21 protein-coding genes are annotated in these 23,407 nt (G+C 67.4%); 13 read left to right on the forward strand and 8 right to left on the reverse strand.

The features are described 5' to 3' along the window. Positions 1-48: 48 nt before the first annotated feature. From FHY06_RS29115 to FHY06_RS29125, 3 genes are all read right to left on the reverse strand, one after another. On the reverse strand, positions 49-819 hold the full coding sequence (locus tag FHY06_RS29115; RefSeq protein WP_311733749.1) for an alpha/beta fold hydrolase: 771 nt from the start codon (positions 817-819) through the stop codon (positions 49-51). Positions 820-973: 154 nt separating this feature from the next. Beyond that, positions 974-1,552: a DUF1569 domain-containing protein gene (locus tag FHY06_RS29120; protein WP_184607175.1), complete on the reverse strand. Its 579-nt coding sequence runs from the start codon at positions 1,550-1,552 to the stop codon at positions 974-976. Positions 1,553-1,634: 82 nt separating this feature from the next. Next, positions 1,635-2,180, reverse strand: coding sequence for a MarR family winged helix-turn-helix transcriptional regulator (locus FHY06_RS29125; RefSeq protein ID WP_019655783.1), 546 nt, complete (start codon positions 2,178-2,180; stop codon positions 1,635-1,637). 326 nt (positions 2,181-2,506) lie between these two features. Between FHY06_RS29125 and FHY06_RS29130 the strand changes: the two genes are divergently transcribed. From FHY06_RS29130 to FHY06_RS29185, 12 genes are all read left to right on the forward strand, one after another. Further along, a complete protein-coding gene (locus FHY06_RS29130) occupies positions 2,507-3,439 on the forward strand; it encodes a LysR family transcriptional regulator (RefSeq protein ID WP_184607176.1) in 933 nt (310 codons plus the stop codon). A 397-nt stretch (positions 3,440-3,836) separates the two neighbouring features. After that, complete coding sequence (locus tag FHY06_RS29135; protein WP_311733750.1) at positions 3,837-4,268, forward strand: type IV pilin protein; 432 nt, start codon at positions 3,837-3,839, stop codon at positions 4,266-4,268. Then, positions 4,265-4,849 carry a GspH/FimT family pseudopilin gene (locus tag FHY06_RS29140; protein WP_311733751.1) on the forward strand — a complete coding sequence of 195 codons (585 nt, stop codon included), beginning with the start codon at positions 4,265-4,267 and terminating at the stop codon, positions 4,847-4,849. The genes FHY06_RS29135 and FHY06_RS29140 overlap by 4 nt, the downstream gene beginning before the upstream one ends. Beyond that, positions 4,846-5,280: a type IV pilus modification protein PilV gene (pilV, locus tag FHY06_RS29145; protein ID WP_260310755.1), complete on the forward strand. Its 435-nt coding sequence runs from the start codon at positions 4,846-4,848 to the stop codon at positions 5,278-5,280. The genes FHY06_RS29140 and pilV overlap by 4 nt, the downstream gene beginning before the upstream one ends. After that, a complete protein-coding gene (locus FHY06_RS29150) occupies positions 5,277-6,428 on the forward strand; it encodes a PilW family protein (RefSeq protein ID WP_184607179.1) in 1,152 nt (383 codons plus the stop codon). Before pilV ends, FHY06_RS29150 begins: the two co-directional genes overlap by 4 nt. After that, complete coding sequence (locus FHY06_RS29155) at positions 6,425-7,024, forward strand: pilus assembly PilX family protein (protein WP_184607180.1); 600 nt, start codon at positions 6,425-6,427, stop codon at positions 7,022-7,024. The genes FHY06_RS29150 and FHY06_RS29155 overlap by 4 nt, the downstream gene beginning before the upstream one ends. 131 nt (positions 7,025-7,155) lie before the next feature. Next, positions 7,156-10,803 (forward strand): pilus assembly protein, encoded by a 3,648-nt coding sequence (locus FHY06_RS35110; protein ID WP_221404433.1) that lies wholly within the window; start codon positions 7,156-7,158, stop codon positions 10,801-10,803. 27 nt (positions 10,804-10,830) lie between these two features. Then, a complete protein-coding gene (locus FHY06_RS29165; protein ID WP_184607182.1) occupies positions 10,831-11,508 on the forward strand; it encodes a hypothetical protein in 678 nt (225 codons plus the stop codon). Then, a complete protein-coding gene (locus FHY06_RS29170) occupies positions 11,505-12,047 on the forward strand; it encodes a GTP-binding protein (protein WP_132751731.1) in 543 nt (180 codons plus the stop codon). The genes FHY06_RS29165 and FHY06_RS29170 overlap by 4 nt, the downstream gene beginning before the upstream one ends. Next, positions 12,044-12,439: a roadblock/LC7 domain-containing protein gene (locus FHY06_RS29175; protein ID WP_019655788.1), complete on the forward strand. Its 396-nt coding sequence runs from the start codon at positions 12,044-12,046 to the stop codon at positions 12,437-12,439. The genes FHY06_RS29170 and FHY06_RS29175 overlap by 4 nt, the downstream gene beginning before the upstream one ends. Before the next feature lie 97 nt (positions 12,440-12,536). After that, complete coding sequence (locus tag FHY06_RS29180) at positions 12,537-12,896, forward strand: hypothetical protein (RefSeq protein ID WP_126185041.1); 360 nt, start codon at positions 12,537-12,539, stop codon at positions 12,894-12,896. 21 nt (positions 12,897-12,917) lie between these two features. Beyond that, entirely contained in the window at positions 12,918-13,850 is a 933-nt protein-coding gene (locus FHY06_RS29185) for a LysR family transcriptional regulator (protein WP_019655790.1), read from the forward strand. Between the two features lie 18 nt (positions 13,851-13,868). Here FHY06_RS29185 and FHY06_RS29190 read toward each other — a convergent pair whose 3' ends face one another. From FHY06_RS29190 to gnd, 5 genes are all read right to left on the reverse strand, one after another. Beyond that, positions 13,869-15,311 (reverse strand): efflux transporter outer membrane subunit, encoded by a 1,443-nt coding sequence (locus FHY06_RS29190; protein WP_221404442.1) that lies wholly within the window; start codon positions 15,309-15,311, stop codon positions 13,869-13,871. Positions 15,312-15,355: 44 nt separating this feature from the next. After that, positions 15,356-16,615, reverse strand: coding sequence for an efflux RND transporter periplasmic adaptor subunit (locus FHY06_RS29195; protein ID WP_184607184.1), 1,260 nt, complete (start codon positions 16,613-16,615; stop codon positions 15,356-15,358). 179 nt (positions 16,616-16,794) lie between these two features. After that, the gene (locus FHY06_RS29200; RefSeq protein ID WP_184607185.1) at positions 16,795-20,016 is read right to left on the reverse strand and encodes an efflux RND transporter permease subunit; all 3,222 of its coding nucleotides are present in this window, start codon (positions 20,014-20,016) and stop codon (positions 16,795-16,797) included. A gap of 193 nt (positions 20,017-20,209) precedes the next feature. Further along, positions 20,210-20,761: a GNAT family N-acetyltransferase gene (locus FHY06_RS29205; protein WP_184607186.1), complete on the reverse strand. Its 552-nt coding sequence runs from the start codon at positions 20,759-20,761 to the stop codon at positions 20,210-20,212. A 15-nt stretch (positions 20,762-20,776) separates the two neighbouring features. Next, positions 20,777-22,201 carry a decarboxylating NADP(+)-dependent phosphogluconate dehydrogenase gene (gnd, locus tag FHY06_RS29210; protein WP_184607187.1) on the reverse strand — a complete coding sequence of 475 codons (1,425 nt, stop codon included), beginning with the start codon at positions 22,199-22,201 and terminating at the stop codon, positions 20,777-20,779. A 160-nt stretch (positions 22,202-22,361) separates the two neighbouring features. On the opposite strand from gnd, the gene FHY06_RS29215 reads away from it, so the two are divergent. Further along, a complete protein-coding gene (locus FHY06_RS29215) occupies positions 22,362-23,330 on the forward strand; it encodes an AraC-like ligand-binding domain-containing protein (protein ID WP_019655796.1) in 969 nt (322 codons plus the stop codon). Positions 23,331-23,407: the final 77 nt, after the last annotated feature.

Genomic DNA, 23,407 nt, shown 5'->3' on the forward strand with positions numbered 1-23,407 from the left:
GCGAAGAAGGAAAGCGGCGCTCCGGCCGCCTGTCGCCTGGCGCCTGCCTCAGGCGAAAGAGGCCATCCAGTCGCGGATCTTGTCGGGTCCCTCGACCATCACGTTGTGGCCGTGCGCACCGAGGTCCATGGCGTCGGGATCGAGAGAGCGGGTCTGCGCCAGCGTCACCATCGCATCGTCGCCGCCGCGGGCGAGATGGACGGGGCAGCGCGCCAGCGACATCAGTTCGGACAGCGGCGGCTTGCCGACCGCATTGGCGCGCGGATCCATCGCCAGGCGCCAGCTCTCGCCTTCTCGGGCGACACCTCGCGCAGCCACCGGTGATGCCGCGCCGGCCACCGCCGCGAGGCCGGACACCTTCAGGTAGCGCTCCTGCGCCTCCGCTTGCGTCGCGAACAGCTTCGCGGGCTGCAGCGCCAGCGCCTCCATGCGGCGAAGCTCCTCGTCGCTCCACGCGATCTTGATGCCGGCCGCGAACACGCGTTGAGGCATCAGGCCGAACCAGCCGGTGGCGAGCGCAAGGGCGACCACGCCGCCCAGCGAATGCCCGAGCACCACGAGGCGTCCGCCGGGCTGGATGTGCGGCAACACCGCGCGCGCCACGCTCGCGGCGTGCTGGCCGATGGCATAGGAATCCTGGGCGGCGGAGCGGCCGTGGCCGGGCAGGTCCGGCGCCAGCCAGCGGCCTTGCCAGGCGGCGCTTGCGCCGGTGCGCATGTCCGCGCACAGAGGCGACCACACCGCGCCGGTCGCGCCCATGCCGTGCAGCATCAGAAGCAGGTCGGGGCCTTCGCCGCCTTGTTCCATGTAGATGTCCACCGCCTTGTCTCCGTCGGGTCTTCGAGGAGCCGAGAATACCCGCCGGTGCGTGAACGACGCCTCCGGCAGGCAAAGCCAAGGGGCAGGCACGCCATCAAGGAGCGCAAGGCGTTGCCACGACGAGGATCACCTGCGCGCCGCGACACTCCGCGCCTCAGCCGGCGTCCACCAGCTCCCAGTGATTGGCCAGGTGCATGAGATGCGCTCGGGTGTACTCCGGCTTGCCGAGCGCGCCGTAGGCGAAGTGCGGTGCGAGCGCCGAGCGGTGCCGCTCGAAGCGGCCCAGCGCGCTCATCAGGTGGTCCACGGCCGCATCGAGGGGCTGGCCTGAGGCGATCGCCGGTGCGCCGGGGATGGGCTCTTCGAGCCCGTGGCTCATCTTTCCGCGCGCCGAGAACACCGCGAACGCCGTGCGGCCCAGCGAGGCGCGGAACCACGCGGGCTTGAGCTGCGGAAAACCGTCCAGCGAGTACTCGACGCTCTGCGCGCTGTGGTGCAGCACCTGGGCCAGGTCCCAGCCGGAGCGGGTGTGCAGCGGTGTGGTGCGCAGGCGTTCGAGGGTGCGCATGGCGCGGGGAAGGTCGGTGAAGTCGGCCATGGCGATGGGCTGGTCGGCGTGGGTGAGGACGTAGCTGGCACCCGCGGCCGCCGCGCCCGCGAGCAGCGCTCCGCCGGTCAGCAGGGCGCGCCGGGTGCGCCGGGCCGGATGGTCATTCCTGGTGTCGGTGTTCATGTGGTGCCGGATGGTAGGCACCGGTCAGCGCCGGAACTGTCAAATTTCCGACGATCTCCCAACGATCGCGCTTCGGGCCCGCTCAGGCGCTGCGGCCCGGCCACCTGTGGCGCGTGCCCCCGGAGCGGCGGTCGGCCTTCTCGGGCACCACGCCCAGCGCACTCAGTTCCTTGCCGCGCAGTTCGAGCCGGCGCAGGCATGTGAGGAAGACGTCGAGGTGTTCCTCGTCGATGGCTTCGAGCAGGTCCATGTTGAGGCGCGCGATCCGCGGGAACACCGAGTCGCACAGTTCCCGGCCCGCGGCGCTCAGCCGCACGTGCACTTCGCGGCCGTCGTCGGCATCGCGCCGGCGCTCCACCAGCTTCTTCTCTGCCAGGCTGCGCAGGCCGCGCGAGGTGCGCACGCGGTCGAGGTGCAGGCGCTCGGCGAACGCGGAGGAGGTGATCTCTCCGATCTGCGCGAGCATGCCGATCATTCCCCACTCGCGGTGCGTGATGCCGAAGCCGCCTTCGACGAGGCGCGTCGCCATGCCACTGCCCGCGCGCATGGCACGGGAGAGGCGGTAAAGGAGCAGGTCGTCCAGGGAGCGCGGCGCGCGCAGCGCCTGGGCATCGGGGAAAGCTTGCATTGGAAATCCGAACGCGAGGTCTTGCGGGCCAACCGACCTCGATGGTGGGTGATGGATTAGATCAATCGTTTGTTGATATTTATAAACTGCCGGGCAATGAATATTGCCGCAATGTCATTGAGACTCGCGGAATTTATCCATTAAGACGTCCGCCAATTGCGGAAAGTCAGTTGTTGCTCAGTATTCGCCGCCGCGCTTGCGCGCAGGGTCGGCATATCGCACCGCTATTCGCGCCGTATTGATCGCAATTTGAATATCGATCGATAGCAATAGTGGAATTGTTGGACCCCAAGCCTTTTGCAGCAGTCATTCAAGGAAGGAATCCCTTGCTCGATCTGAACGAAGTCGCCATGTTTGTCCAGGTGGCGCGCCTGGGCAGCTTCGCGGAGGCCGCGCGGCACCTGCGAGTGCCCTCGGCCACGGTGAGCCGGCGCATCCAGCAGCTCGAGGCGCGCCTGGGCACGCGCCTGATGCAGCGCTCGACCCGCAAGCTCACGCTGACGAGCGCCGGCCAGACATTCCACGAACGCTGCGGCCCGGCGGTCGAGGAACTGATCGAGGCCGGGCAGTCGCATGTGGCGGTCAACAAGGAGCCCAGCGGCGCGATCCGGGTGGCCGCTTCGGCCAGCTTCTTCGAGTATTTCGACATGAGCTGGGTGTCGGCCTTCATGGCTGCGCACCCGCTGGTGCAGATCGACTTCGTGCTCAGCGACCTGCCGGCCGACCTCATCGCCGACCGCATCGACGTGGCGTTCCACATCGGAGCGCTCGAAGATTCGAGCTACGTGGCGCGCCGGATCTTCACGAGCTACGGGGGCCTCCTTGCCAGCCCCGCCTACATCGCGGCGAACGGCGTGCCGCGCGACCTTCGCGAACTGAGCGAGCACGAATGCGTGACGCAGCCGCCGGCCACCGGCAGCTTCGCCACCTGGCGCCTGCAGGGTCCCGACGGCTCCGAGGAAGACGTGCGTGTGCGCGGCCGCTTCAGCAGCAACACCCACGTCGCACTGCGCGAGGCAGCCTGCGCAGGACTGGGCATCGTCGCCTTGCCGGCGATCCTGACCGCGGCCGAACTGGCGTCGGGCCGGCTGGTGCCCGTGCTGCCCCAATACATGCGGGCAGGGCGAGGCATGAGCGTGGTCTACCCGAGCCGCCAGCAACGGCCGCTGGCGGTCACGGCGTTCGTGGACATGGCGGTCGAAAAGCTCAGTCTGCAGGAGTGGACGCCAGTTCCCACTGCGTCCGATCAATATCGCTAAATCCATGCGCAATTCGAGATAGCGCAGCGATGAACCAAATTGGCGTGCCTCGCCTTGTTTTGGTGCGCTCGATGTGATCTCGCTCGTCAATTGGTTCGAAAGTTGAGCGGCTGAATCTCATCCAGATCGCTAGTAGAAAGCCACACAACAGTAAACAATTGTCACCTGCCATCGGGCTTAAGGCTTGTGCATCGGCGAATCCAATTCGCTCGTTCATGCGGGCATACATGGGTTTTCTGAATTGGAAGAGCTTTCGAACGCAGGACCAATTCATTCATTTTCATGAGTTCCCTGGGTTCGGGGTTGAATGAATTTCTTGGTCCACGGAGGAAAGCGGATGCGGACAAGGTCGTTGAGGGCGGCGGAACGGTCGGAAAGCGGGGAGCTTGTGCGCCGAGTGAAGGACGGCGGCTTCACGCTCATCGAGGTCATGGTCACAGTGGCCATCGTTGCCATCCTCGCGGCAGTCGCACTGCCCAGTTATCGCGACTACGTGCTGCGCGGCCAACTGGTCGACGGCACCAATGGCCTCGCGGCTCTGCGCGCCGACATGGAGCGCTTCTACCAGGACAACCGCACCTACCTCAAGACCGGTGCATTCGTTCCTCCCTGCAGCAAGAGCAACGTTGCCGGCTACTTCACGCTGTCGTGCGCAGCCTCGGATTCGACGAGCTATACGCTTCAGGCCGTGGGTAGCGGACCGACCGCCGGATTCACGTTCACGGTGAACCAACTCGGTGTACAGGCGACCACGATAACGGGCGTGTCGGGATGGACAGGTTGCGCTACGGCCTGGGTCACGCGGAGGGGGCAGGTGTGTCCCGCGTGAACGCTCGCTTGCCAGCGGGCTTCACTCTCATCGAGCTGATGGTGACGATCGTGCTGCTGAGCATCCTCGCGATGCTGGCGATGCCCGCGTTCACCACCTGGGTCAACAACAACAAGGTGCGTACCGTAGGAGACTCCCTGCAGAACGGGCTGCGCTTCGCCCAGTCGGAGGCACTGCGCCGCAGCCGGCCTATGGTGTTCTCGTTGACCAACAGCGCAGCACCTCAGACCAGCCTCACGGCCGCCGCCAACGGCAGCGGCTGGTCGATCAACGTCTCCAAGTCGAGCCTGGACGCGAAGAGTGCGTTCGTGCAGTCCGGCGTGCTTTCCGATGTGGCCTCAGGCGTGCAGATCACGGGCCCCGCTGCCGTTTGCTTCAACTCCATGGGCCGCGTGGTTGCGAACACCGATACCGGCGTGAACGGCGCGAGCTGCGATACGGATCACCCTGTACAGACCTACGACGTCTTCCTGTCTCCGGGCGCAGACCGCCCCTTGCGGGTGCTATTGACGCTCGGCGGCCAGATCCGCATGTGCGACCCGGCCCGCAAGCTCAGCGATTCTCCCGACGGCTGCCCATGAAGAAGAACAGACTTCCTGCTTTTACTCGCTGCTCCATGCGGGGGAACCTGCCGCAGCAGGGTTTCGCGCTGCTGGAGGTGCTGGTCTCGATCCTGATCTTCTCGTTCGGCGTGCTCGGCCTCGTCGGCTTGCAGGCGCGTGCCATCACGTTGTCGACCGATGCCGAAGACCGCAATCGCGCTGCCTTGCTCGCCAGCGATGCCGCCAGCGCGATGTGGCTGGCCAAGTCCGTCTCCGCCGTGGACACAAGCGCCGGATCGCCCTGGCAGAAACGCGCGAGCGCGCCGGACCAGGGGGGGCTGCCGAATGGCGCCATCGCCGTGAAGTCAGCGGGCGCCAACAGCGCCGATATCGTCATCACCTGGAAGGCACCCTCGCGCGCGGGCACCGAGCAAAGCAGCACTTTCATCACTCGGGTGACGCTGCCATGAGGCCTGCCTTCTCCAGGCCGTTGCCGGTGCGGCAGCGCGGTCTCTCGCTGATAGAACTGCTGGTGGCCATGGCCATCGGGCTGATTGTGACGCTGGCCGTCACGAGCGTGATCACGATCGGGGAAGGAAAGAGGCGCACCACCACCTCGACCAACGACATGGACCAAGCCGGCGCATACGCCGCTTACTTGCTAGATCGGGCGGTACGCAGTGCCGGATCGAGCCTGGCCCAGTCCACCCTGCCGACGGATCGAGGCGTGTTCGGCTGCAAGCTGAACGCGGCCTCTCTGCTGCCGGCCAGCGCCTTTCCCGCTCCCTTTGCGAAGAACTTCAAGTCAGCGAACGAACTGCGCGTCGCACCGGTACTCATTGCAAAAAATCAGTCCGACGCAGGCTCCGACGTGCTCGTGGTGATGGGTGGTGATGCGGTGGCCGGCGGCGTGCCGCGCGGTCTCACCGACCCTGGCAGTGCCACCACGCTTTCAATGGACAACACAGTCGGCATTTCCACCGGTGATCTCGTGCTGGTGAGCCAGAACGGCACCGCGGACTGCCTGATCGAGCAGGTCTCGGGCACCTCGGCCAAGGTGCTCACGCTCGGTGGTACCTACTACACCGCTGGCAAGAGCACTTCGTTGCAAGGCCTTGCGGCCAGCACCTCGACCTACGTCACTCCGCTGGGCAACCCTGCAAATGGCAACGTGGAGTTCCAGTTCTTCGGCGTGGGGGACAACCGCACGCTCTACGGCTACGACCTGCTGCAGATCGGAGGTATCACAAGTGCGCAGGCGCTCGCCGATGGCGTGATCGAGATGCACGCCCTCTACGGCCTGGATACCAACGGCGATGGCATCCTTGATGCGTGGGCCGATCCTGGGGCAACCGGCTATGACATCGCCACCGTCATGGCCACTACCGCCACCATCAGGCAGATCGTGGCGGTGCGTATCGCGCTTGTGTTGCGCAGCGCGAGCAAGGAGCGTGACACCGTCTCTGCCAGCTCGATCACGTTGTTTTCCGACGCCGTGGACGCATCGAAGAAGTCGCTCGCGCAGACCGTCAAGCTGACCGGCACGGACGACCTGAACTACCGCTACAGGGTTGTCGATTTCACGGTTCCGTTGCGAAACATGCTGCTGCTGCCATGAAGAATCTGTCCGTGCCTGGAAGACTGGCGAAGCGTGAGCGCGGCGTGGTACTGCTCTTCTGCCTCATCGTCCTCGTGATCCTGCTTGCGGGAGGCGTCGCAGTCGTGCGTTCCATGCAAACTTCGCTGACATCGGCCGGCAACCTGGCCTTCAGGCGCGACCTTGTCAACCAGGGCGAGAGGGCGGTTTCGACCGTGCTCGCCAAGTTCGCCACCGGCGGCACGCTGGCCACCGCGACGGCAGACGTGCCGGCGGAGAACTTCAAGGCAAGCAAGCTCGACACCAACGCACAAGGCATGCCGACCGCGTTGCTGGACGACACCGCCTTCGCCGCGTTGGGCAAGACGACCAACGACATCGTGGACAGCACCGCGCAGGTGAGCATCCGCTACGTGATCGACCGCCTCTGCACCGCCAGCGGTGCGGCCACCAGCACCAATTGCGTTCAGTCTTCCGCGGCGCCTGGCGGCGGCACCGCGAGCCCCGTGCCGCCTCCGCCTCCGCCGACGGCCACCGTCTACCGACTGAGCATGCGGGTCAGCGGCCCGCGCGATACGCAGGTGTTCCTGCAATCGACCTTCACCAAGCCAGATTGAGAAACAAGTACCGCATTGCCATGACACGCGCTCTTCGTCGTACGACTCTCCCCGTGCTTGCGCTCTTCCTGACATCGCTTGCCTGGCATGGCACGGCCGCAGCGGCCGCTTCCAAGCTGGCGGATCAGCCGGTGTTTGCGACATCCGACGTACCGGGCAACCTGGCGCTTGCGTTGTCTGTGGAATATCCCACCGCGATCAGCGTGGCCAATCTCGGCGACTATGCCGACGCTTCCGAGTACCTCGGCTATTTCGATCCGAAGAAGTGCTACACGTACCAGTACGTAGCGCCGGCCGTCTCGGGCAATCCAGCCTCGGACAGCTACTTCCAGCCAGCGGGCGCCGCCACCGGCACCAACAAGCACAGCTGCTCGGGCCAATGGAGCGGCAACTTCATGAACTGGGCCACGATGCAGACCATCGACCCGTTCCGCTGGGCGCTGTCGGGCGGGTACCGCAGCGTCGACACCACCACTCTGACCATTCTCGAAAAAGCCTGGGGCTCGGCACAGGGCGGGCTGAGCAACTTCCCCCTGCGCGGTACCGACCAGAACTCCGGGCACAGACTGCCCACGTCGCTGGTGTCGTCCGTCACGCCTTTCAGCAACTGGAGCAAGTTCAATTCGAGCATCTGGTCGCGCGGTAACGCCATGGCGTTCACCAGCACGGGCGACTCCACGGGCGCTGCTACCGATCTCAGCGATCTCGGTTCCGCGAACAAGAACGGCAGCGCCAAGTCCGTCTACCAGGTCTACGTGCGTGTGAAGGTCTGCGACTCCTCCTCGACCGCTGGCGGCGTCGAAGCCAACTGCGTCAGGTACGGAACCAACTACAAACCCGAAGGCTTGCTGCAGCAGAACGCGAACAAGATCCGCTACGGCGCCTTTTCGTATCTGAATGCTGGCGGCATCACCCAGCAGGGCGGTGTGATGCGCGCGCCCATGGGCTTCATCGGACCGACTTACCCGCAGCCTCTCTCCACCTCTGTCGTTACCAACACGCGCGGCGAGTGGGATGCGGCCACCGGCATCATGAACACCAACCCCGACACCGCCTCCGCCACCGCGAGCGGGGTTTCGCAGAGCGGGGTGATGAACTACCTGAACAAGTTCGGGCAGGCGGCCAAGACCTACATGACGTACGACAACGTCAGTGAGCTCTATTACGCGACGGTGCGCTACTTCGAAAACCTGGGCAACGTGCCGGAGTGGACCAATTCGGTCGCCACCGGCGTGGCGGGCAGGGGCGCCAAGCTCGATGGCTTTCCTGCCGTCATCGACTGGAGCGGCAAGGACCCGATCGCCTATTCGTGCCAGAAGAACTTCATCCTGGGCATCGGCGACGACCATACCCACTACGACTACAACGTGGGCGGCAGCTCGATCACGATGAGCGGGCGAGCCGCTCCGTCGGCCGTCGCGTCGGACACCTTCAACAAGGCCGACACCTGGACAAAGAACCTGCAGACCCTGGAAGGCTTCTCCACGCCCACGCCGTGGTGGCGGGTAGGCGGCACCGACTCGACCTACTACATCGCGGGCCTTGCCTATGGCGTGCATGTCAACGATATCCGCCCAGACCTGGCGGGCGTCCAGAACATCTCCACCTATTGGATGGACGTCATGGAATACCAGCGGGCCGAGAACCTCAATCCTTACTACCTGGCAGCCAAGTACGGCGGTTTCAGCGTTCCTTCGAACTACGACCCCGCCAACACCAAGACGGCGCTGACGCAGAGCTGGTGGAACACCTCGGGTGACAGCATCAACATGAACGGCAGCACTCACCTGAGGCCCGACAACTACTTCCTTGCGGGCAATGCGGGGCAGATGGTGAGCGGCCTGAAAGCCGCCTTCACCGACATCGCCAATGCCATCCAGGCGTTCACCACCTCGTTCTCCCTTTCCAGTGCGCAGGTGTCATCCACCGGCAGCGCCTCGTACGCGTCGCAGTACGACTCCAAGGGATGGACAGGGGTGCTTACGGCAAGCACCCTCAGCTTCGCTAGCGATGGAACGCCGTCCACCGCAACTGCGTGGACCAGCAGCACCACGCTCGAGGCGCAACTCGCCAGCAGCGGCTGGGACACCGCCCGGCGCGTGGTCACCTGGAACGGAACCCAGGGCGTGGCGTTCCGCGCCTCCAGCGTGACCAGCGCGCAGCTGGCTGCGCTGGCACCTTCCTACGCGAAGAGCAATACCGCCACCGACTATCTCAACTACCTGCGGGGCGACCGCACCAACGAGAGCACCTCGACTGCCTCCGGCAGCAGCAAGGCACTGCGCAGCCGGACCTTGCTGCTGGGCGACATCGTCAACGCCAAAGTGACGCCGGTCGGCCCGCCTTCCTCCACCTATGCAGAGAACAGCAATCCCGGCTACGCAGCTTTCAAGACGAAGTGGAACGCGCGCTCCACCATGGTCTACGTGGGTGCCAACGACGGCATGTTGCACGCGTTCAACGGCGCACTCGCCGGGAGCACGGCCGGGACGGAGCAGTTCGCCTACGTGCCCAGTGCGCTCTTCCAGGGGCCCAGCGGTACGCCGCAGGTCGACGGCCTTGCACAGCTTGGCAACCCCAGCTACGTTCACCACTATTACGTGGACGCGACACCGCTGGCTTTCGACGTCGACCTCGGTGCCGCCGGAGGCGCGTTCACGACCACCAGCGATGGCAAGAACGCGGACTGGCACTCGCTTCTCATCGGCGGGCTGGGCAAGGGCGGCAAGAGCTACTACGCCATCGACGTGACCGACCCCGCCGGCATGAGCACCGAGGCCGCAGTCGCAGCCAAGGTGAAGTGGGAGTTCACGGACAGCACCATGGGCTACAGCTATGGCACGCCCATCGTGGTGAAGACCAGGAAGTACGGCTGGGTCGTGATGCTCACCTCTGGCTACAACAACAGCGATGGCAAGGGCTACCTTTACATCGTCAACCCTAAGACTGGCGCGCTGCTGGAGAAGATCGCCACACCGACTTCTTCCAACGGGCTGACGCAGGCCTCGGCCTACGTGGCGGATTTCGGGGACAACACGACCGACTCGGTGTACGCGGGAGACCTGGATGGCCAGCTCTGGCGCTTCGACCTTACGGCCGACAAGGGCAGCACCGGTTCCTATCCGGCACCGACCCTGCTGGCCACGCTGACCGACGCTTCTACCAACGCTCAGCCCGTCACTACTGCACCGCTGATCGAGATACACCCCGTCTCGCGAAAGCGCTTCGTGCTGCTGGGCACCGGCAAGCTGCTCGATTCCTCCGATGTGAACTCGACAGCGGCACAGACCTTCTACGCCATCCTCGACGGCACGGCGGGTGCCTTCAGCACCGTGAGTGCGCCCGTCACGCGCAGCCAACTCACTCAGGTGAGCGACGTGACAGCGGGCATCACCCTGTCGAACACTTCCAAGGGCTGGTACCTGGATCTTGGCGCCAGCGGCGGCGTGGGCTGGCGCATGGTGATCAACCCCATTGCCTTCAACGGCGTCGTGGGCTTCTCCAGCTTGCTGACGACGGGTGATGCCTGCAGCCCTTCCGGGCAGAGCCGGGTCTACGCCGTCAACTACGGAACCGGCAGATCGGTACTGCTGCCCGCGAACTCCGGTTTCTTGAGCGTTTCCAATTCAGTCATCGATCTGCGATTCGTCAGCGTGGACGGCACCACCCGCATCGTCGCGGGCACCACCAAGGGCGAGACGAAGAAGGTCGATGCAGACCTCACAAGCGGCATCTCGCTGCGCCTGCTGAACTGGCGCGAAGTACCGACGATGAACTGAGATGCGCCGGGCAGAAGGGAACTTGCCATGCTGAGGCTCGGCGTCCACAAGCTGCCCATGGCAGAGGTGGCCCTGATCCGCACGATCATGCGGCTCTCGGCGGGCCAGCCCGGCTTTGCCTGGCAGCTGGTCGATGCGCCGCCCTACGACGCGCTGCTGGTCGACGGCTCCTCGGCGGAGCATGAATATCCCGGGGTGGTCGGCAGCATGGCCGCGGCCGTGCTCAGGCTCACGCGCATGAACGCGGGCTGGCAGCCCGGCACCATGGAGCGGCCGATCCGCGCCGACAGGCTGCAGCAGTGGCTTTGCAGCATCGAGCAGGCGTTGCGCGAGGCGCAGCCCGGCGGCCTCATGCTGCACGAGCAGACGGCGCTGGAAGTCGAGGTCTCCGACGCGGAGCGCTTCATGCTGCGCCGCTGGCCGCCGTCCATGCTGCTTCGCAACGACCCCGACAACATCCGCATGGCGAGCCTGCTGTCGCGCCGCGCGTTGAACGCGAGCGAGCTGTCGGACATCAGCCAGCTTCCTTTCTCGCAGTGCGTGGCCTTCCTGCTCGAACTGCGCCGGGCCGGCGTGCTGGAGCTGCACGTGGCGCAGCCGCTGCCGCCTGTCGCGCCCCGGAGCGACAAGGCGCTGCGCAGTCGCGATATCGCGCGCAGCTTCATCGATGGCATCCGCCGCCGGCTGGGCCTGCGCGTGCCATGAGGGAGCACAAGATCCTCGTCACGGGCACCGTCGGTGCTGGCAAGACGACGGCCATCGGCCTCGTGAGCGAGGTCGCGCCCGTCGTGACCGACGTGCGCAATTCCGACGCGTCCATCGACAAGGCCCGCACCACCGTCGGGCTGGACTACGGCCAGCTCACGCTGGACAACGGCGACATCGTCCGCCTGTTCGGCACGCCGGGGCAGGCCCGCTTCGACTTTCTCTGGAAGATCCTCGCGCGCAACGCGCTGGGCCTGATCGTGCTGATGGACAACTCGCGGGCCGATCCGCTGGCCGACCTGTCCATGTACCTGGACGCATTCGCCGAGCACCTGCGGACGCTGCCCTGCGTCGTGGGCGTGGGGCGGATGCACTCCCATCCCGTGCCCACCCTCGACGACTACGCCGAGCGGCTCGCATCCTCCGGCCGGGTGTTTCCGATTCTCGACGTGGACGTGCGCCGCAGGAGCGACGTGCTTCTGCTCATCGACACGCTGCTCATGCAACTCGAAGCCGACATGCGGGGAGACGAAGCGTGAGTTCCACACACGGCCTGTCAAAGACTGCCACGGCGCACGCGCAGCGCGAAGTGCGAAAGCTGGTCGAAGAGCTGACCGGGGTGACGGCGGTGGTGGTCGCCACGGCGGACGGCTTCGACGTCGCCTCCGCCTGCGTCAGCGACACGGACCCGGCGCGCGTGGCCGCCATGGGCAGTTCCATCGTGGCGATCGGCGACGTGGTCTCGCAGGAGGCTCGCCTCGGCCGCCGCGAGAGCGTGATGGTGCTCACGGACTCTGGCTTCGCGGTGTTCCACAGCGTTCATCGCCGCGATGCCGATCTCGTGATCAACGTGCTGGCGCGAGACAGCGCCGTGCCCGCGATGGTGGCGTACCGCGCCGCCCAGCTCGCCAGGACCCTCGCCGAGGTGTGACCACCGATTCCCCCGCGCGCGTCTGCGTGGCGCGCGGGTCTCTTCCCGTACGCAGCAATCCCTTCATTCAACTTCAACGATTTCCCTGGAGAGAAACTTGGCTTCCATCAAGCAGACGCTCGAAGACATCCTCACCATCGACGGCGCCATGTGCGCGGCCGTCGTCGACGCCGGCAGCGGCATGATCCTCGGCAGCGCAGGGTCGGGCGTGGACATGGAGATCGCCGCGGCCGGCAACACGGAAGTGGTGCGCGCCAAGCTCAAGACCATGCGTGCGCTGGGCCTGAGCGACGTGATCGAGGACATGCTCATCACGCTCGGCAGGCAGTACCACATCCTTCGGCCCTCGTCGGTGAAGGAAGGGCTCTTCCTCTACGTGGTGCTCGACAAGCAGCGCGCCAACCTCGCGCTCGCGCGCCGCAAGACGCAGGAAGTCGACAAGCTGATGGACTTCTGAGAAAGCGGCAGGCAATTCCCGGTGCTGGATCTCAACGAAGTCGCCATGTTCGTGCAGGTGGCGCGGCTGGGCAGTTTTGCCGAAGCCGCGAGGCACCTGCGCATGCCTTCCGCCACCCTGAGCCGTCGAGTGCGGCAGCTGGAGGCGCACCTGGGCACCCGCCTGCTGCAGCGCTCGACCCGCAAGCTGGCGCTGACCAGCGCGGGCCAGGGCTTTCTCGACCGCTGCCTGCCCGCGGTCGAGGAGCTCATGGGTGCCGGCAAGCTGCAGCTCGCCGGAGGCCAGGAGCCGAGGGGCCTGGTGCGGGTGGCCGCCCCGGCCAATTTCTTCGACTTCTTCCCGATCGAGTGGGTGTCCGCCTTTCTCTCTGCGAACCCGCACGTGCGGCTCGACTTCGTCCTCAGCGACGCGGTGGCCGACATGATCGCGGAGCGCGTCGATGTGGCTTTCCGCGGTGGCCCGCTGCGGGATGCGAGCGGCGCGACACGCAGGATATTCGCCAGCTACGGCGGCCTCTTCGCGAGCCCCGGCTACGTGGCTGCGCACGGTCAGCCTGCCAGCCTGGAGGAGCTGGGCGAACACCATTGCGTGACGCCGCCGCCGGACACCGGCCGCCTGTCGACCTGGCTCCTGCTGGACGCCGAAGGCGTGGAGCACGACGTGCAGGTGCGCGGCCGCTTCGTGAGCAACATGGAGGACGTGCGGCGCAAGGCCGCATGCGCCGGCCTGGGCATCGCGGCGCTGCCGTCGATCGTGGTGGCCTCCGACCTGGCCGCCGGCCGGCTGGTGCGCGTGCTGCCGCAGTACAGGCGCGCCGGACGCGGGCTGAGCGTGACCTATGCCAGCCGCCACCACATTCCGCACGCGGTCTCGGCCTTCGTCGAGATGGCGATGGAGAAGCTTGCCGCCAGCCAGGACTGGGGTTCGGCTTCTCCGGGGAGGCCTGCCGGCTGAAACGCCGGCCGGCGGCGGTCAGTCGGCCTTGGCGGTACGGTCGGCCGCGGGCGCAGGGCAGTTCGCGGGCGCACCGGCCACGTCGGCGCCGCACCAGTCGCCGCCCAGCGCCTTCACCAGGAACACCGACGTCAGCAGCCGCTGCCCCTGCAGCTGCGCGGCCTGCCGCTCCACCGTCAGCAGCGACTGCTGCGCGGTGATCACGTCGAGATACGTCGATGCGCCGCCTTCGTAGCGGCTCGTCGCCATGTCGAGCACGCGCCGCGCCGCCGCCACCGCCGACTGGGCCTGCGTGGTGGCGCTGTCGAGCGCCGAGAGGCCTGTGATGCCGTCTTCCACTTCTTGCATCGCCGTCAGCACGGTGCGGCGGTAGTTGCCGACGGTGGCGTCGTAGCCGGCCTTGGCGAAGTCGACGTTCGCGCGGATGCGCCCGCCGTCGAACAGCACCTGCGTGGCCGACACGCCCACCGACCACAGCAGGCTGGGGCCGTTGAAGAGCGTCTCGATCATGCGGCTGTCCACGCCCACCGTGGGCGAGATGACGAAGCTCGGGTAGAAGGCGGCCGTCGCCACGCCGATCTGCGCGTTGGCCGCGGCCATGGCGCGTTCGGCCGAGGCCACGTCGGGGCGGCGCTGGAGAATTTCCGAAGGCACGCCCAGCGGCACCGCGGGCGGCCTGATCTCGCGCAGGTCCACCGGCAGCGAGAAGCTGGGTGCCGGCGTGCCCGTGAGCGTGGCCAGCGCGTGTTCGTACTGCGCGCGCTGCTTCTTCAGCACGTCGACCTGCGTGAGCGTGGTTTCGAGCAGCGCCTGCTGCTGCGCGACGTCGAGGCCCGACACCGCGCCCAGGTCGTGACGCGCCGTGACCAGCTCCAGCGCGCGGCGCTGCAGGCCGATGGAGCGCGAGAGCACGTCGAGCTCGATGTCGGTGGAGCGCAGGTTGAAGTAGTTGCTGGCGAGTTCGGCGCTCAGCAGCAGCCGGCTGTTGGCGAGATCGGCGGCCGATTGCTCGGCGGAGGCGGCCGCACCCTCGACGGTACGCTGCACGCGGCCCGCGAGGTCGATCTCGTAGCTCGCGTTCAGCGAGAGGGCGAAGTCGTTCTGCACCGTCGATGAATTGGCGGTGGCGTAGTTGGTGAGCGGACGGTTGGCCGAGATCTTCAGGCGCGAGGCGCGCGCGCCCAGGCCCAGCTGCGGATAGCGGCTCGCCGACGTGGCCGCCAGCGTGGCGCGCGCCTGCGCCAGCCGCGCGTTGGCGATGGCCAGCGTGGGGCTGCCGGCCATGGCCTGCGCCTGCAGGGTGTCGAGCGTGGCGTCGTCGAAGCGCTTCCACCACGGGCCCTTGTCGGCGCTGTCGCTGGGCGTGCTCAGGCGCCAGGGCTCCTCGAGCTTCCAGCTCACGGGCAGGGGGGCGTCGGGCTTCCTGTAGTCGGGGCCGACGGCGCAGCCGGCTGCGAGCATGAGCAGTGCGGCGCAGGCGGCCGCGCAGGGCAGTCGCGCCAGCGTCACGCCGGCTCCTTCTTCGCCCCGGCAGGCGCCGCCTTGGCAGGTGGCTGGTCAGGCGCGACCGCCACGATGTCGCCATCGGCCAGCGAGTCGGAGGGGTTGAGCACCATGCGGTCGGTGGCCTCGAGCCCGTCGATCACTTCCACGTTCTCGCCGTAGTTGCGCCCCAGGGTCACCGCGCGCAGGGCGACACGGCCTTGCGCATCGACCACCGCGATGCGCGTGCCCTCGGCGCGGAACAGCAGCGCGTTCGCCGGCACGGTGAGCGTGCGGCTCGCGGCCAGCGGCAGCGACACCTGCACGTAGGCGCCGGGCAGCAGCGCGCCGTCCTTGTTGGGCAGCGAGACTTCGACCTGCATCATCCGCGTGGTCGTGTCGATGGCGCCCGAGGTGCGCGCCACCTCGCCCTTGAAGGTCTGGCCGCGCAGCTCGGCCTGCGTCACCACCACCGGCTGGCCGGCCTTCACCAGCTGCGCGTAGGCCTGCGGCACATTGATGTACACGCGCAGCGGATCGGTCTGCGCCAGCATGAAGAGCGCACGCCCGGCGCCGCCGCCCGCGCCGGCGTCGATCAGGTCGCCCACGTCGACGTTGCGCCGCGTGATCACGCCCGCGAACGGCGCCACCACGCGCTTGAAGCCCTCGGTCTGCCTGAGCCGCTGCACGTTGGCATCGGCCGCGGCCACGTTGGAGGTGGCCTGCGCGACGGCGCTGCGGCGCTCGTCCAGGTCCTGCTGCGAAACCACGTCCTTCTTGCGCAGCGCCTCCCAGCGCTCGGCGGTGCTGCGCGCCAGCTCCAGCCCCGAGGCGGCCTGCGCGCGCGCGGCCACGGCCTGCGAGAGCTGCTGGTCGATCTCGGGCGTCTCGATCTCGGCGAGCAGCTCGCCCTTCTCGACGCGGCTGCCGATGTCCCTGGTCCAGCGCTTGAGGTAGCCGCTGGCGCGCGCCGAGATGGGCGACTGCACGAAGCCCTGCAGCGTGCCCGGCAGCGACAGCGTCTGGCCCGCCGTGGGCACGCGGGGCAGGGCGGTCTGCACGTACTGCTTCGCGCGCTCGGCGGTGCCGGCTTCCAGCGCGCGGGCGTTGGCGATGCGCACGAACACCGTGCGCGCCGCGCCCAGCGCCAGCAGCACCAGGACGATCAGCACCAGCCAGCGCGTGCGCCGCACGATCTGCCGGCGGCGCAGCAACTGCTCGCCGTCGCCTTCCTCGGCGGCGATGGGGTGGATGGCCAATGCCGAATGGCGTTGCTCCGTCATGGCCAGCTCGGCGCCGGGCCGCTCCCAAGGCGAGCTGCGGCCCCCCGGGGGGGCAGCGAATACACGAAGTGAATGAGCGTGGGGGCCATCATCGGCGCCGGGCCGCTCCCAAGGCGAGCTGCGGCCCCCTCGGGGGGCAGCGAATACACGAAGTGAATGAGCGTGGGGGTCATCAGGTTTCAGTTCTCCTGAGGCGCGGGGCCTGCGAGGGGTTGATGCTGCGCCTCGCGCGCCGCACGGCGGTGCGCAAGCCGACTGTGCACGCCCGCGAACACGGCAGGCACGAAAAACAATGTCGACACCGTGGCGAAGACCAGGCCGCCGATCACCGCGCGGCCCAGCGGCGCGTTCTGCTCGGCGCCTTCGCCCAGGCCCAGCGCCATCGGGATCATGCCGATGATCATCGCCAGCGCCGTCATCAGCACCGGCCGGATGCGGGTGGCGCCGGCTTCCAGTGCGGCCGACAGCGGCGGAATGCCCGCGGCCAGCCGCTCGCGCGCGAAGGACACCAGCAGGATGGAGTTGGCCGTGGCAACGCCCATCGTCATGATCGCGCCCGTGAGCGCCGGCACGCTCAGCGTGGTGCCGGTGATGAACAGCATCCATGCGATGCCCGCGAGCGCCGCAGGCAGGGCGGTGATGATGATGGCCGCGTCCAGCCACGACTGGAAGGTGACCACGATCAGCAGGTAGACCAGCACGATCGCCATCGCCAGCCCCACGCCCAGGCCGATGAACGACGACTGCATCGTCTGCACCTGCCCGCGGATGTCGACGCGGCTGCCGCGCGGCAGCGTGGGCCGCATCTCGTCGACCAGCTTCTGCACCTTCGAGGCCACGCTGGCGAGGTCGGTGCCCTGCACGCTCACGTAGACGTCGATCACCGGCGCGATGTTGTAGCGCGACATCACGGCCGGCTGGCGCGCGGCCTGCGCGTCGACCAGGTTGCCCAGCAGCTGCTGCGAGCCTCCGCCTGCCGCCGCCGGCGTGCCGCTGGCGCCCACCGGGATGTTGAGCAGCGAATCCAGCGAGTCGACAACGTACTGCGGCGACTGCACCGCGATGCTGTAGACCACGCCGTTGGCCGGGTTCAGCCAGAAGGCTGGCGCCGTCTGCGAGCTGCCCGACAGCGCGATGAGCACGTTCTGCCCCACGTTGGAGGCGGTCAGGCCGTACTGCTGCAACCGCGTGCGGTCCATCTGCAGGCTCAGCGCGGGGCCGTCCAGGCGCTGGTGTACGTGGGCGTCGACCGCGCCGGGAATCTGGCGGATCGCCTTGGTCAGCTCGGCCGCGCGCGCCGCGTTGCCAGCCATGTCGTTGCCGCTGAACTGCACGTCGATGGCCGCCGGCAGGCCGAAGTTCAGGATCTGCGTGACGATGTCCGCGGGCTGGAAGAAGAATTCCGTGCCCGGAAAGCGCTTGGGCAGCTCGGCCCGCAGCAGCGACACGAACTGTTCGGTGGGCTTGTGGCCCTCCTTCAGCGACAGCAGCAGCTCGCCGTCGAAGGTGCCGATGGTGCCGGCGTTGCTGTAAGACAGGTTGATGCCGCTGTTGGGCACGCCCAGGTTGTCGAGGATGGTCTCCAGCTGGTCGGGCGGCACCAGCTCGCGGATGGCGGCCTCCACCCGGTCGGTGAGGCGGGCGGTTTCCTCGATGCGCGTGCCGGTGGGCGCGCGCAGGTGCAGGCGGATCTGGCCGGCATCCACCGTCGGGAAGAAGTCACGGCCCAGCGCGGGGTAGAGCAGGCACGACAGCAGGCAGAAGCCGAGGAAGAGGCCGATGAAGCCGGCGCGCTTCGACAGCACCGCCGACAGCACCAGCGTGTAGGCGCGGCGCACGCGCTCGAAGCGGCGATCGAAGGCGCGGTACAGGCGCTGCAGGGCGCTCTGCTTCGCGCCCTCTACCTGTTGAGCCGGCTGCGCCGAATGCGAACCGCCCATCAGCAGCATCACCAGCGTCGGCACCAGCGTGCGCGACAGCAGGTAGGACGCGATCATGGCGAACACCACCGCCTCGGCCAGCGGCACGAAAAGGAAGCGCGCCACGCCCGAGAGGAAGAACATCGGCACGAACACGATGCAGATGCACAGCGTGGATACGAACGCCGCCGAGCCGATCTCGCCCGCGCCGATCTCGATGGCCTCCTTCAGCGGCGTGCCCATGTGCAGGTGCCGCTCGATGTTCTCGATCGTCACGATCGCCTGGTCGACCAGGATGCCCACCGACAGCGCCAGGCCGCCCAGCGTCATGAGGTTGAGCGTCTCTCCCAGCGCGTAAAGCACCAGGATGGACGCCAGGATCGACAGCGGAATGGTCAGCCCGATGATGAGCGTGCTGCGCCAGTTGCCCAGGAAGATCAGCACCATCGCGGCCGTGAGGGCGGCCGCCAGGATGGCCTCGAACACCACGCCCTTGACGGCAGCCTTCACGAACACCGACTGGTCGAACAGCGGCGTGATCTTGATGTCTTCCGGCATCGTCTGGGCGGCGATGGGCAGCATCGCGCGGATGTTCGAGACGATGTCCAGCGTGGAGGCGCCGCCGTTCTTCAGCACCGACAGCAGCACGCCGCGCACGCCGTCCTGGCGCACCACGTTGGTCTGCGGGGAGAAGCCGTCGCGCACGTAGGCCACGTCGCGCAGGTAGGTGGTGGCGCCGTTCACCGTGCGGATCGGCAGGTCGTTCAGGCCCGCGATGGCATCGGGCGAGCCGTTCATCTTCACGTTGTATTCGGTGGCGCCGAACTTGGCCGTGCCCGAGGGAAGGATCAGGTTCTGCGTGTTCACCGCGTTCACCACGTCGGCCGGCGATAGGCCGCGCGCCTGCAGCGCCTGGGTGTCGAGGTCGACCGAGATCAGCCGGTTCTTGCCGCCGTAGGGAAAGGGAATGGCAGCGCCCGGCACCGTGATGAGCTGCGGGCGCAGCTGGTTGACGGTGGCGTCGAAGAGGGAGTTCTCCGAGCGCGTGGGGCTCGACAGCGCCAGCTGGATCACCGGCACGCTGGAGGCCGAGTACTTGATGACCAGCGGCGGCGTGATGCCCGGCGGCAGCTGCCGCACCTGCGCCTGCATCGAGGCCACCACCTGCGAGATGGCCATCTCGATGTTGGCCGTGGGCTGGAAGAACACCTTGATGATGGCCACGCCCGCCAGCGACTGCGATTCGATGTGCTCGATGTCGCTCACCGTGGTGGTCAGCCCGCGCTCCACCTGGCCCGAGATGCGCTGGCCCATCTCCTGTGCCGGCAGGCCGGTGTAGTTCCAGATGATGCTGACCACTGGGATGTTGATCTCCGGGAAGATGTCGGTCGCCATTCGCGCCAGCACGAAGGGCGTGGCCAGCACGATCAGCATCGCCATGACGATGAATGTGTACGGACGACGCAATGCGAGCTGGACCATGGCGAAGGCTCTCTGCTTCCGGCGGAAAAAGGTTTTGCATCATAAGGAAGTAGATTTAGGTTTGCAGGCGCCTTCGAACGAGGTGTGGTGCTTTACCAAAAGACTGCGTGCGTGCCGGCGGCGGGAGGCCACGGGCCGGCGCGCCGGGTGAAGGAAGAAGGGCGCAGCGGTTCGGCCGCCGGCCGGCCGAAGCTCAGGCGGCCGGGGCCAGGGCGAGCCGCAGCCGCGTCACGTTGGGGTTGCCCGGATCGCGCTGCACGCTGAAGCCCAGCTTGCGCGCCAGCGCCAGCATGGCGGTGTTGTCGTAGAGGGTGATGTCGGCGAGCTGCCTCACGCCGGCCGCCCTGGCGGCGTCGATCAGCTTGCGCATGAGCTTGGACGCCAGTCCATGGTGCTGCCATGCGTCGCCGATGACGATGGCGAATTCGGCGACCTGCGCCATGCCGGGCGTGTCGCCGCGAACGTAGCGCGCCACGCCCATCTGCCGTTCGGCGCCGTCGACCACGGTCGTCGCGATCAGCGCCAGTTCCCGGTCGTAGTCGATGTGCGTCATGCGCCACAGCTCGTCGGGCTGCGGCGTTCGCGGCGAGAGCAGGCGCCGGTAGCCGGTTTCCTTCGAGAGGCCGTTCACGAAGGCGGTGTGCATCGCCAGATCCTCGGCTCGGATCGGGCGGATGCGCACCGGCGTGCCGTCGGGCAGTTGCCAGTCCTCGACCAGGTGGCTTGGATAGTCGAGGGCCGGCATGGCATCACACGGGGTTCAACCGATCACTTCGGGCCAGTCGGTGTGGAAGAACTGGCCTTCGGGCTTGTCCACGCGTTCGTAGGTGTGGGCGCCGAAGAAGTCGCGCTGCGCCTGCAGCAGGTTCGCCGGCAGGCGCTCGGTGCGGTAGCTGTCGTAGTAGGCCAGCGAGGCGCTGAAGGCCGGCACCGGGATGCCGTTGCTCACGGCCAGCGCCACCACCTCGCGCCAGTTCTGCTGGGTGCGGTTGAGCAGGTCCTTGAAGAACGGGTCCAGCATCAGGTTGGCCAGCGCCGGGTCGGTGCGGAAGGCGTCGGTGATGCGGTTGAGGAAGCGCGCGCGGATGATGCAGCCGCCGCGCCAGATCGAGGCGATGCCGCCCAGGTCGAGGCCCCAGTTCTTCTTGTCGCCCATGGTCTTGATGAGGTCGAAGCCCTGCGTGTAGCTGATGACCTTCGAGGCGTAGAGCGCGTCGTGCACCTTGGCCACCAGCGCCTTCTTCTCGACCGACAGTTCGATCTTGGGCCCCTGCAGCTGCTTGCTGGCCGCCACGCGCGCCTTCTTCTGCGACGAGAGCACGCGCGCTTCCACGGCGACGTTGATGGTGCTGATGACCACCGCGTTCTCGGCCGCGTTGATCAGCGTCCACTGGCCCGTGCCCTTCTGGCCGGCCTTGTCGAGGATGACGTCGACGATCGGCTTGCCCGTCTCCGGGTCTTTCTGCTCGAGCGCCTTGGCGGTGATCTGGATCAGGTAGCTCTGCAGCTCGCCCTCGTTCCATTCGTTGAAGATGGCGGCCATCTCGTCGGTGGTGAAGCCGGCCGCCTTGAACAGGCTGTAGGCCTCGCAGATGAGCTGCATGTCGCCGTATTCGATGCCGTTGTGCACCATCTTCACGTAGTGGCCCGCGCCGCCGGGGCCGATGTGGATCACGCAGGGCTCGCCGTCCACCTTGGCCGAGATGCTCTCGAAGATCGGCTTCATCACCTCCCAGGTGGAAAGCGGGCCGCCCGGCATGATCGACGGACCCTTGCGCGCGCCTTCCTCGCCGCCCGATACGCCCGCGCCGATGAAGCGCAGGCCCTTCGACGCGAGGTATGCGTCGCGGCGCTCGGTGTCGGTGTAGAGGCTGTTGCCGCCGTCGATGACGATGTCGTCCTTGTCCAGCAGGGGAATGAGCTGCTCGATCACCTGGTCGACCGGCGCGCCGGCCTTCACCATGATCTGGATCTTGCGCGGCCTCGCCAGGCTCTGCACGAACTCTTCCAGCGTCTTCGCGCCGACCAGCTTCTTGCCTGGGTTGGCGGCGATGAAGGCCTCGGTGGTGGCCTCGGTGCGGTTGTAGACGCTGACCTGGAAGCCGCGGCTTTCCACGTTCAGAACGAGGTTCTGGCCCATCACGGCCAGGCCGATCAGTCCGAAGTCGCTTTGCTTGTTGCTCATGGCCTGTGTTGTCCTTCCTTGGTGTGTGTGCGGGCGGGGCGGCGCCCGGCGCACCGGTTTGATTCGAGGGCCATTGTGCCGATGTGGCGCCCGGTGGGGCGTCGGAGGTGGTCTAAACCCGATTGGCAAGCGGGTCCGCCTTGGCTATGTTCATGCCCCCATGAGCCACGACGCCATCCACCGCTGGTCCACCGACGCCGTGCCGCCCCCGCAGCGGCTCGACTACTGGGTGGGCGCCGTCTGCGAGGGCTTCCTGGAGATGGACGTGACCAGCCCCGTGGCCGGCAGCTTCGGCGCCACGCTCGAATCGGCACCGCTGGGGCCCATCGTGGTCAACCAGGTGCGCGGCAGCGCGCAGGACGTCTACCGCACGCGCCGGGCCATCGCCCACAGCCGCAGCAACTACTTCTACCTGCTGTGCAAGGCCGATTCGGCCTGGGTGGCGGTGCAGGACGGCCGCTCGGCGCGGCTGCTCCCGGGCGACGCGGTGCTGGTCGATTCGCGCCGGCTCTACGAATTCCACCTGCTGCAGTCGGCCGACACCATCTCCATCGAGCTGCCGACCGCCTGGGTCGACTCGTGGATTCCCGATGCCGGCGACCAGGTGGCGCGGCGCATCGACGGGCAATCGGGCTGGGGCGGCGTGCTGAGCGGCTTCGTTCGGCAGCTGACGCCCGAGCTGGCGGCGAAGCCCCCGATGCCCGCCGAGCTGCTGAGCGACCAGCTCGGCAGCCTGCTGGCCCTGGCCACCGGCAGCGGCTGCGCGGATGCACCGGACAAGGGCAGGGCGGCGCTGCGCCGCCGCGTGCTCGACGCCACGCGCGAGCGGCACGCCGAGTGCGGGCTCACCGCGGCGAGCGTGGCGCGCGGGCTGGGCATTTCCGAACGCAGCCTGCACCGCTGCCTGGCCGCCGGCGAGGGCAGCGAGGAGGGCCCCACCACCTTCGCCGCCGCGCTCGCGGGTTTCCGCATGGCGGCCGCGCGCCGCATGCTGGCCGATGCACGTTTCGACCGTCTGGGCATCGCCCAAATCGGGTATCGCGTGGGACTGGCCGATGCCTCACACTTTGTTCGCCAATGCCGTGCGCACCTGGGCGCCACACCCGGCGAACTGCGGCGCCGGCGCTGAACTGGCGCGAACCGGCCACCCGCGTGGCAGGCATCGGCCATTCGCGGCATCGCCCCGTTCCTAAAGTCCCTCTGCAT

It is taken from the genome of Variovorax atrisoli, from assembly GCF_014195185.1.
In the GTDB taxonomy this organism is placed as follows: domain Bacteria; phylum Pseudomonadota; class Gammaproteobacteria; order Burkholderiales; family Burkholderiaceae_C; genus Variovorax; species Variovorax atrisoli.